Source organism: Streptomyces phaeoluteigriseus, from assembly GCF_001896135.2.
GTDB classification, from domain to species: domain Bacteria; phylum Actinomycetota; class Actinomycetes; order Streptomycetales; family Streptomycetaceae; genus Streptomyces; species Streptomyces phaeoluteigriseus.
The window spans coordinates 1-6012 of sequence record NZ_MPOH02000036.1 but is presented as its reverse complement, the minus strand read 5'-3'; the positions used below and the strand labels follow the sequence as shown (position 1 = coordinate 6012).

Annotated in this window: 5 protein-coding genes and 1 pseudogene; 2 read left to right on the top strand and 4 right to left on the bottom strand. The window is 74.8% G+C overall.

Annotated features, from left to right (window positions below; genetic code table 11):
* Both BM536_RS41995 and BM536_RS37350 read right to left on the bottom strand, forming a co-directional pair.
* A pseudogene (locus tag BM536_RS41995) lies at positions 1-197 on the bottom strand (hypothetical protein); the annotation flags it as partial.
* A gap of 30 nt (positions 198-227) precedes the next feature.
* Positions 228-1595 (bottom strand): MFS transporter, encoded by a 1368-nt coding sequence (locus tag BM536_RS37350; RefSeq protein WP_094104044.1) that lies wholly within the window; start codon positions 1593-1595, stop codon positions 228-230.
* 158 nt (positions 1596-1753) lie between these two features.
* Between BM536_RS37350 and BM536_RS37345 the strand changes: the two genes are divergently transcribed.
* Positions 1754-2113, top strand: coding sequence for an ArsR/SmtB family transcription factor (locus BM536_RS37345; RefSeq protein WP_073499706.1), 360 nt, complete (start codon positions 1754-1756; stop codon positions 2111-2113).
* A gap of 60 nt (positions 2114-2173) precedes the next feature.
* Here the strand turns inward: BM536_RS37345 and BM536_RS37340 are convergent, their stop codons facing one another.
* Positions 2174-2917, bottom strand: a complete 744-nt coding sequence (locus tag BM536_RS37340) for a DUF1775 domain-containing protein (protein WP_073499707.1) — start codon at positions 2915-2917, stop codon at positions 2174-2176.
* Positions 2918-3762: 845 nt separating this feature from the next.
* Between BM536_RS37340 and BM536_RS37330 the strand changes: the two genes are divergently transcribed.
* Positions 3763-4149: a BlaI/MecI/CopY family transcriptional regulator gene (locus BM536_RS37330; protein WP_073499711.1), complete on the top strand. Its 387-nt coding sequence runs from the start codon at positions 3763-3765 to the stop codon at positions 4147-4149.
* A gap of 458 nt (positions 4150-4607) precedes the next feature.
* Here BM536_RS37330 and BM536_RS37325 read toward each other — a convergent pair whose 3' ends face one another.
* Positions 4608-5984 (bottom strand): Tat pathway signal sequence domain protein, encoded by a 1377-nt coding sequence (locus BM536_RS37325; RefSeq protein WP_094104043.1) that lies wholly within the window; start codon positions 5982-5984, stop codon positions 4608-4610.
* Positions 5985-6012: the final 28 nt, after the last annotated feature.

Here is a 6012-nt window from a genome sequence, read left to right as displayed (position 1 = left end):
GTGCCGGTGGGGGTGGGGGACTGCGCGGTGGGCGGTGGGGTGCTGCCGGCCGTGGTCGGTGCCGTGGAACCGGTGGGCGGCGGTGCCGGTGTCGTCCGCGCCGCGTCGTCACCGTCCGCGCCGCTTCCGCAGGCGCCGACGAGGACGAGAGCGGCGGCGGCCGCCCAGCAGGCCGCACGTCGTGTCGCAGGGGACATGGACTTCCTCCGGGTTGCCGTGGGGCAGCCCTACCCGCACAGCGCGAAAACATCCCGGTGCGGGCCCGGCGGGAGGGCGTCAGGAGGGGGAGTGCGCTCCGTCCGCGAGGCCGGCCCCGCGGTGCCGCCGGCCGGACCGCGCGCGTCGGGCGTCCGCCGGGTGAGGGTGCCCGCGGGCAGGTCGGCGTGCGCAGGAGTCGGCGGCGTCGGCCACAGCCGTACCGCCGACAGCGAGGCTCCCAGGGCGATCGAGGCGAGAGCGGCCACCGCCCACCCCGGCCCGGCCGTCGCCCCGAGCCAGCCCGCCAGCGGATACGTCAGCAGCCAGCAGCCGTGCGACAGCGAGAACTGTGCGGCGAACGCGGCCGTCCTCGCCTCGGCCGGCGCCGACCGGCGAATGAGCCGCCCGGTCGGCGTCAGCACCATCGAGCAGGCGGCACCGAAGGCGGCCCATACGGCGAGCAGGGCGGGCCACCGCCAACCGCCGCCCCCTGCCGTCGTGACGGCACCGAGCCCGGCGAAGACGAGGACGAGCAGCCCGGCGCCGCTCAGCATCACCGTCCGGTCCGGCACCCGGTCCAGCAGCCGGGGCAGGAGCAGGGCCACGGTCATCGAACCGGCGCCGTACGCGCCGAGCGCGAGCGGCAGCGCCCCTGTCGGCAGGTCCAGCAGGTCACGCACGTAGACGACGGAGTTGACGGTCACCATCGCGCTCGCCGCGGCCACCGCGAGGTTCAGGGCGAGCAGGGCGCGCAGTGCGGGGACGGTGCGGAACAGCCGGGTGCCCGCCGTGGCCCGGGCGTACGCGCCGCACGCCGTCGAGGGGCGGGCCGGGGGCAGGGCCACGGAGACCACCAGCGCCGCCGAGGCCAGGAAGCCCAAGGCCGTTCCCGTGAACAGCCAGTTGTAGGTGACGAGGGACAGCAGGGCCGCCGCCAGCGCCGGCGAGAACAGGCTCTCCAGGTCGTAGGCCAGCCGGGACATCGACAGCGCCCGCGTGTAGTCGCGCTCCTCGGGCAGCACGTCGGGGACGACGGCCTGGAAGGCCGGTGTGAACGCGGCCGAGGCGGACTGGAGCAGGAAGACCAGGACGTACACCTGCCACACCTGGTCGACGAAGGGGAGCAGCAGGGCGACTCCGGCGCGGGTGAGGTCCGCCGACAGCATGAGGGCCCTGCGCGGCAGACCGTCGGCCACCGCGCCCACGGCCGGGGCGATCGCCACGTACGCGACCATCTTGATCGCCAGTGCGGTGCCGAGCACCGAACCGGCGTCGGAGCCCGCCATGTCGTACGCCAGCAGCCCGAGGGCAACGGTCGCCAGTCCGGTGCCGGTCAGGGCGACGACCTGGGCGGCGAAGAGGTGACGGTAGGTGCGGTGGCGCAGGACGGCGAGCATGCGGTCGGCTCCCTCGACGGCGCTGTCCGGGTCGATTTCCCGAGTGTAACTGTCATGTGCGCATCTGTGCACATGATGAAGTGGACTGGGAGCGTCCCCCGCGCTCACGTTCCCGGCCGCCCGGCCGTACCTCGGACGGATGGCTCTAGGCTGGCCCCATGTCCGACAGCCACCCCATCCCACCTGCGGTCGATGTGCATCTGCGGGCCCCCGACAGCGCGCGGCTCGCCGAGGCGACCGGGGTCTTCGCGATGCTGTCGGACGCCACCCGGCTGCATCTGCTGTGGCTGCTCGCGCAGGGCGAGTCGGACGTCGGCTCGCTCACCGAACGCTGCGGAGCCTCCCGCACGGCGGTCAGCCAGCACCTCGGGAAGCTGCGGCTCGCCGGGCTCGTGGACACCCGCCGTGAGGGCCGGCACATCCACTACCGGCTCAGCGACGGCCATCTGCGGCGCCTGGTCCTGGAGGCGCTGAGCCACGCGGACCACCGGGTGAGCGGAAAGGCGCCGCACGGCTGAGAACGACAGGCCGAGGGCCCCCGCACACCCACGTGCGAGGGCCCTCGGCCGTGCCGCCCGCTACCCCTGGGCGGCACCCCGGCGGCGGACCAGGAACACCGCGGCGGCGACCGCGACGAGGATCGCCGCGACGATGCCGGCCCAGGCGCCCGAGGACAGGCCGCCGTCGTCCTCCTTCGCGGTGTCTGCCGCCTGCGGGGAGGAGCCGACGGGGGTCTTGTCGGCCGTCGGAGTCGGGGCGCCGGAAGCGCTCGCCGGGGAGCTGGGGGAGGGGCTGACGGTCCGCGCGCCGGGAGCGGCCGCCTTCAGCTTCAGGACGGGCGCCGGGTTGCCGTGCCCGTGCCCGTGGTCGTCGCCGCCGGACGCGCCCAGCTCGATCCAGCGGTCGACCTTGCCGTCGCCGTACGTCTGGAGCGTCTTGAACGCCAGCTCCTTCGCGTCGGGCAACTGCCGTACCACAACCGAGTGTTCGACGTCCGCGCCGACCTTGACGGCCGGGCCCTTGACGCTGTAGCCGTCAGCGGTGGTGGTGAACCTCCAGCCCGCCGGGCCCTCGCCGTAGGTCACGTCGGCGGGCTCGATGCCCTTGGGGAGGATCACACGCAGCTCGGTGATGCCGGCGGTGGCGGACTCCGACTCGGCCGCGAAGGTGAGCCGGACGTTCTCGGCGAGGGCCTGCGCGCCGGGTGACTCGACCTCGACATGGGCGGCGGCCGGAACGGCGGCCAGCAGGACGGCGGTTGTCGCTGCGGCCACGGCAAGGGGCGTGCGCCGCGTGCCGCGCGGCAGGGTGATGCGGGACATGGGGGTCTCCAGGCATGAGCGGGTTGCGGGGCGGCGGCCGTACGGATGAAGCCGAACCGGCGTCCCCGCGAGGGTGGTTGACGACAGCGGACCTCGTCCGGGGAGGACCCCGCCGGACCAGCGCGTACGCGAGCACCGGCCCGAAGACCGGCAGCCGGTCACCCTCCGTCGGCACGACCGCGACCGGCACACCTAGCCCCGGAGAACCGGCGTGGCGCGTCGCCCCGAGGAGCGGACGCGCGCGTACGGCGTCGAGCGCGGCCGTCAGCCCACGGGCCAGCGCCCAGCACGCCGTGTCCGCGCGGTGCAGGAGAACGGCCGCCCCCACGGCGACCAGGGTGTGGGCCACCGTCATGGCCAGGGAGTCGTGCAGCCGCCCGGACCACACCGCGTGGGTCTCGTGCGGGTGGTGGACATGAGCGGCCGGCGAGGCCCGCGGGTGTCCGGTGTGCGTCAGCCACCGGTGCAGCCCCGACTGCGCGAGGACGCTGACGACGACGACCGTGGCCGGATGCCGCGGGCGACGCGTGCCGGCCAGCCCCAGGCCGAACAGCAAGGCGGTCGCCGTCGCGCCCTGCGTCCACGGAACCGGCCGCTCCGCGAGCAGTTGGTGCGCGCCGGTTCCCCACGCCGTTCCGACGAAGGCGAACACCGCGGCCCGCAGGACGGGCAGGGGCGGGCGGGGTGTCGTCAGGGACCGGTGCATGGCCCGCTCATCATGCGGTATCGCCCGTACGGCCGGGGTGCGGCTCGGGAAAAGACGCTGATCGGGAGGGTGGCGGGCGGGGGCGGATCCGTACGATGGAACGTTCGTGAGGTGCGTGGCCGCGGAAGGGAGACAGAGCGTGACCGATCACCGGCGTTCCCGGCGACGGGGGCAGGGCGAGCTGGAGGCACAGGTGCTGTCCGTCCTGCGCGAGGCCGACGGGCCCGCGACGGCCGGCTGGGTGCAGGAGCGGCTCGGCGCGGACCTGGCGTACACGACGGTGATCACGATCCTGACCCGTCTCCTCGCCAAGGGGGCGGTGAGCCGGGAGCGGGCCGGCCGGTCCTTCGTGTGGACGCCGGTGTCCGACCAGGCCGGACTCGCCGCGCACCGGATGCGCCGGCTCCTCGACGGCGAGAGTGACCGCGAGGCGGTGCTCGCCAGCTTCGTCACCTCCCTCGAACCCGACGACGAACGGCTCCTGCGCGACCTGCTCGGCCGGGCGAAGGACGAGGAGAAGGACTGAGACGTGGCGGGGCTGTGCGTCTTCCGCCGCCGGCGCTGCCCCTGACGGCCTGGCCGATCGCACGGCCGGCCGACCGCGTGTCCGCACCCGCGCACCGTGACCCGCCAGCGCACCGCGACCGGCCCGTTCACCGTGACCCGCCCGCTCACCGGAGTCGCCGACGGGTCCGCGTGGCCGTCTTCTGCGGCGACGTGAGCGGCCGGGGGGCCGTCTCCGCGCTGCTCCCGGTGGCCCTGCCGGGCGCCCTGCGCTTCGGCGGCAACCGGCGGATGCGGCGCCGTGCCCAGCGGGCTGGATGCTGGACTCCGCGAGCCGGTACTGCGGCACGTATCCGCTCGGCACCCGCTGGATGGTCAGCGTGGAGCCCGGGATGCCGGACACCTTCCGCGGTCCGGGGTTGCGGGGCGCCGGGGAGCGGCGCCCGGCGCCGGTGTGTCGTGCTGGCGGCCGCGGACCGGTCAGGCCCGCAGCGGATTTACGCGGGCCGCCGCCAGCAGGTACCAGGCGGTCGCACCGGTGTGCCGGTAGGGGTAGTAACCGAAGCCGAACCCGGTGTCGAGCGGGCTGCTCGCCGAGACGACACCAGAGCCGGCGGCGACCGGCGTGCCGCCGAGGGTCTGGCCGCCGCCGAGCAGGTCCTGCGCCCGCTCGACCGAGGTGAGCAGGCGCCGTGCGCGGGCCTCGTCGCCCGGCGCGTGCCGGTCGCGCAGGGCGAGCGCCAGATGGGCCGTGCCCTCGAACCACACGCCGTTGCGGTCCGGCTTGGGCTGCCCGTCCGCGATCGGGGCGTCCTCGTTCGCCAGGAGACTCGCGGAACTGAAGGTGACCCCCGCGTACGACTGGCCCGCCGGCACCGTGCTGTTGGGCCGGTCCGCCGAGTCCAGGACGGCCAGTTCGGTCCTGGCCCAGTCCAGCGACCGGGAACGGGCGCGCGAGGCGAGCGCCAGGTGGGTCCAGGTCTGGGTGTCCTCCGGGACCGGGGACCTGTTGACCGTCACACCGTCGTTGGTGCCGGTGTAGAAGAAGCCGCCGGACGGCTCCCACATGGCCTCGACGAAGGCCACGGCCCGCGCCCGCCGCTCCCGCCACACCCGGTCCCCGGTGAGCCGGGCGAGCCGCCCGAAGAGGCAGATCAGGTCGGTGTTGTGCTCGGTCGAACTGAACGGCAGCCGCTCGTCGGCCCCGTTGACGCCGAACGTGTAACCGCCGAGGGGCTGGTCGGTACGGCCGACGCGGTCGATCCACCCGCCGATCCGCACGGCACCGCGGAGGAAGCGGTCCTGGCCGGTCCGCTTGGCGAGCGCGGTGAGGGCGATGCCGGCCCAGGCCATGTCACCCACGGCGGTCCCCGTGAAGCCGAACTGGGTGCCCACGTTGGCCGTGCCGTCCGCCCGCACGAACCCGTCCGGCTGCGGCGAACCGTCGTAGAACGTGTACGGCCCCACGTTGTACGCCTGCCGCAGCCGGCCGTCGTCGTACACCGGGTCGTGGCTCTGCGCGTACAGCAGCGCGTCGCCCAGAGCCACGGCACGGGACAGTCCGTCCGCGGTGCGGGAGGCGAGCGCCGCGAGGGCGGCCAGAGCGTTGTCGTACGTGAAAGCGGTGCTGAACAGGCCGGCCTGGTCGGTGTAGCTCTGGGCCAGCCGGACGGTGCCGTGCCGCGGATAGGCGTCCATGGCGGCGGCGAGGAAGGCGTACGCCCGGCGCTCCGGAGAAGCCGGTGCCGCCGCGTGGGCCACACCGGACCCACCCCCGGTGAGCACGGCCGCGCCGACACCGAGGCCGGTCCCGATGAGCGCACGGCGACTGAACGCCGGGCCTTGGCTGCCGGTCATGGATCTCCTTGAGGGGTGCGGGGCTGGG

Bases quoted from the DNA above. Each gene is read 5' to 3' on its own strand.
- BM536_RS37340 (WP_073499707.1), bottom strand. From the start codon at position 2,917: ATGTCCCGCATCACCCTGCCGCGCGGCACGCGGCGCACGCCCCTTGCC.
- BM536_RS37350 (WP_094104044.1), bottom strand. From the start codon at position 1,595: ATGCTCGCCGTCCTGCGCCACCGCACCTACCGTCACCTCTTCGCCGCC.
- BM536_RS37345 (WP_073499706.1), top strand. From the start codon at position 1,754: ATGTCCGACAGCCACCCCATCCCACCTGCGGTCGATGTGCATCTGCGG.
- BM536_RS37325 (WP_094104043.1), bottom strand. From the start codon at position 5,984: ATGACCGGCAGCCAAGGCCCGGCGTTCAGTCGCCGTGCGCTCATCGGG.